Annotated in this window: 3 protein-coding genes; all 3 read right to left on the reverse strand. The window is 39.4% G+C overall.

Annotation, left to right across the window (positions count from 1 at the left end):
• The coding region (mobV, locus tag R5R67_RS19045; protein WP_318755168.1) for a MobV family relaxase at positions 1–1,169 on the reverse strand (1,169 nt) is incomplete at its 3' end.
• A 108-nt stretch (positions 1,170–1,277) separates the two neighbouring features.
• Entirely contained in the window at positions 1,278–2,606 is a 1,329-nt protein-coding gene (locus R5R67_RS19050) for a protein rep (protein ID WP_318755170.1), read from the reverse strand.
• Positions 2,607–3,138: 532 nt separating this feature from the next.
• Positions 3,139–3,340, reverse strand: a 202-nt coding sequence (locus tag R5R67_RS19055) for a hypothetical protein (protein ID WP_318755171.1), incomplete at its 5' end; no start/stop codon positions are given.

Below are 3,340 nucleotides of genomic sequence, written 5' to 3' on the forward strand. Positions count from 1 at the left end.
CGCTCTCTCTCAAGCTCTAGCTGCTTCTGACGCTCTCTTTCAAGCTCTAGCTGCTTCTGACGCTCTCTCTCCTGCCGCTTCTGCTCGAACTGCTGCTCACGTTCCTGTAAATACTGCTCATAGTCCTTCATAGCTTCGCGCTCTATTACTTTTTTCGGATGATTGTAAATTTTCACCTTCATCTTTTCTTCGAGCTGACGTGCATCGTCAGGATATAAATACTTGAACTCAAAATAAGTTCCGTACAGCTTTTCGAGCCTGTCCTCTTCACGTCTTATATCTCTTACTTTTTGATCAAAGTCTTTTCTTAAGCTAACGACTTCTTTTGATAACTTGGTTGCAGCATCCTCCGCACGTCTCCGAGCAACTTTTTCCGACTCAGTTTTTATCTGTTCAAGACGCAAGACTCGTTGATAGTGATCATGAGTAGCAGCAATCTCATCCATGTAAAATTTTACAGCTTGCTCAACTTGCTTTTGAGCATCATCAAAAACAACATCGACCACCTTTTGAGCATAAGATTCTGAACGTTCAAGCCCCCTTTTTTTAGGTAAATCACCCGAAAATTTTTTGATATTGATTGGCTTTATTTCTTTTTTAGAAACAGGTTTTTGAATTTCAGCATAAAACTCTTTAACTGTCTTATGTCGTGCTTTTGAATTTTCCACCCCCCGATTTAGTCCTAAATGCTTCACTTCCTTAGCAAATTGAGTCTGTGTTTGACTTAATATTGCTCTTCCACCGAGCCATTTTTTTGCATTTAAACCGCCCTTTTCATCAATGGGAGTAACATAAACAATTAAATGCGGTGTTGTCTCATCTCTATGAATTGAGTGTGCAATAACATTTTCTGAGCCGTATTTTTTCTTCACAAAGTCTAAAGATTTATCAAAAAACTCTTTCTCTTTCTCAGTCCCCCAACCCTCCCATGCGGGACTCGCAGTAATTAAATGTTCAATACATAGAACCGCATTAGATCGTCTTTTCTCCGGAATAGATTTTTTGATAGCTTCAAAACATTGATTGTATGTTTGTAGAGAATGTTCATTTAAATGAATTCTATTTTCATCAGCATTGGGCGTATTGCGAGTTCGGTAAGTGTGAGAAAGAGACCCACCAATTTCACCAAAGCTTTTGAGTTTTTCAGTTCGATATATAGCGAAAGACATACAAAAATCCAATGCCGCAAAAAACACACGATATCAGAATTCTGGGAGAACTTTTAGCGTGAAAGTGTACTCACTACACTTTCTAAAACCCAAAAGGGTTTTAAAAGTTCATGAGCAATGGGATTCCATCCCCTTGACCCCTGAAAAATCCCTTGGATTTTTAAGCCCGACCAAAAAATCCATAACTGATTTTAGGTCTGTCTGAATCCCATTTTCTCGAAAATCGGATTCCACCAGATCCAAAAGTTCAGCTCGCTTTTTGTGGTAACACACAGACCACCAATCCTTAGAATGCAAACTCAAAACAAGCGGATTATCATCAAGAAATTGAGCATATTCATCAGCCTCATTTTTGGCTTTTTCTTCTTCTTCTTCTTTTGTCAAAGCCTTAATCAGCAAGTCTTTCAAGCCTTTCGACCAGAATAATTGAGCACGACCCTTGAACGCTTGAGCATATTTTTTAAAGATATGTCCATACTTATCATTGGTACTTGCTTCCATTGTTGAAAGTTCCAAAACCTCCCACATAGTTAAACTGTCTTTATTTTTCTTACCTATTTTTTGATGAGCCTGCGTCATCTCAGAAGCAAGTCCCCACTTGCTTATGTAGTCAGCAAGAACATCTTCATTTGAACCAATTTTTATATGTAATCCATGTTCTTTTGATGGCTTACTAAGGCCATTCTTTACACACTTCTCAGCCCAAAGTTCATAAAGTTCATTTTGAATTAAATCAATATCTTCCTGTTTAAAGTTCCGCTCTGTAAAACACAAAATATGGTAATGCGGATGGAAGCCATTGTGATCTGAGTACTTAACCTCTGTAGCTGTAATGTGCCCAACAAGTGGAAATTGTTCTTCAAGATAATCACGACTATTTCGATTAGTCCAAAGAGCATGTTTTGTCTTGCTCATTTTCTTAAGCAGATCTCGAAGGTCGTCCCCTGCATAATGGGGAACGGTTAAAGTCAGCATTAAAACCTGTAAACCCTTGCTACGACAGCTTTTCATAGCTTCCGCTAATTCGGTTTTTCGTTCTTGGCTAATCTTATATGAGCAATCAGGGCAGACCCAAACAGAGCCACAATATTGAAGATTGTCATAACCAGCTAAACCTGTTTTTTCGTTATAAGTCACACCGACAGGCAATTCTTTATCAATTCGATGCTTTCCGCATCCGCAAACACGATTTTGTTTCAATTCTTTTGGACTATATAAAAGCTCCCCAGCTCGCTCTTTTAAAGCGATGGTCATTTTTCTATATTCTTTAGCCTTAGCATGAGAATTGTTTTCCTGAGAGCCTTGCGTAGCGTGGTTGGAACATGATTTCGTGATAGTCCCAAGGGGCGCGGATTTTTTTGCAGACGTGACTTTAGAATGCTCTAAAAAGCTTTGATGGAATTTTTGGGTATTTGTGTACTTTGGATTATTTTGCATCTCTCAAGCCTTTAAACGGCTTGCTAGACGGTCTATAATGCTTTTGCATGTTGACGTTCTCGCAAGTGATCAGCATGTACATCAAAAGCCCACGTTCTCGCCAAAGATTCGGGCTTTTTTTGTGCCTATACCAATCTGATTATTAAAAAAATTCTGTTTCTGAAATTACAACCATTTCATTTTGATTGCAACCTGGCGAACCTTTAAATTAACAAACTTTTCAACTAAAAAATTTTTAGTTCAGGAAATAGGTTTACATAAAAAACAAAAGGCAAAGTTCCAGCTTTGCCTCTTGTGGCAAAAGTTACCGCTTTTGCCTTTGCACTAAAACCACTAATTGGACACGGTTAGCCATTTTAGTCGTTTTATTATACACAAAATCATATTATTGCTTTGATTCGCCTGCTTGTTTCGTTCATTCGGTCAGCTCATCACTCCGCACAGCTGCGTGATGGCTTCACTCTGAACTCAACGGTAATCAAGGAGGGGAGAACTTTCATTTTCTGGACGTTCGCCTCGTAGACACTCGGCTCTACCATCCTGGGCCATCGTAGTCTTCTTCCACTCTTTTCGCTTGTACTACTTTTTCGGGCTGTGATTCCATCTCAAGCCTTAACTGCTGCTCAAGCTCTAGCTGCTTCTGACGCTCTCTTTCAAGCTCTAGCTGCTTCTGACGCTCTCTTTCAAGCTCTAGCTGCTTCTGACGCTCTCTCTCAAGCTCTAGCTGCTTCTGA

The organism is Acinetobacter sp. OYA S30 (genome assembly GCF_033599315.1).
In the GTDB taxonomy this organism is placed as follows: domain Bacteria; phylum Pseudomonadota; class Gammaproteobacteria; order Pseudomonadales; family Moraxellaceae; genus Acinetobacter; species Acinetobacter baumannii.

Excerpts from the sequence above, each read along its gene's own strand:
- R5R67_RS19050 (WP_318755170.1), bottom strand. The coding sequence starts at position 2,606 with ATGCAAAATAATCCAAAGTACACAAATACCCAAAAATTCCATCAAAGC.